The organism is Bartonella sp. AA2SXKL (genome assembly GCF_042197205.1).
Taxonomy (GTDB): domain Bacteria; phylum Pseudomonadota; class Alphaproteobacteria; order Rhizobiales; family Rhizobiaceae; genus Bartonella.
Window position 1 is genome coordinate 1 of record NZ_JBHIRN010000163.1, and the last position, 265, is coordinate 265.

Below are 265 nucleotides of genomic sequence, written 5' to 3' on the forward strand. Positions count from 1 at the left end.
GGATGACCCTTACTGGATGGATGAAATAAATGGGTAAAAAAGATATGATTGCTGATAAGACAATAATGGTAAAAGTGATCCACTCCCCTGGTCTTACGACAAAAAGCGTAAAAACCATCATATTCCAAACGACAGGAAATCCTTTAAAAAAGTTTTCTTTGGTTTTCATTCCAGTATCTGCGTAATAAATCGCTGATGAAATGACAATAATCGCACTTAATAAAAATGATAATCCTGATCCCATAAAACCACTTTGATAAAGCGC

General features: G+C 34.7%; 1 pseudogene. It reads right to left on the reverse strand.

Going from position 1 to position 265, the window contains the following annotated elements:
- Positions 1–265, reverse strand: a pseudogene (locus ACFINS_RS10445) (phosphatidylcholine/phosphatidylserine synthase); the annotation flags it as partial.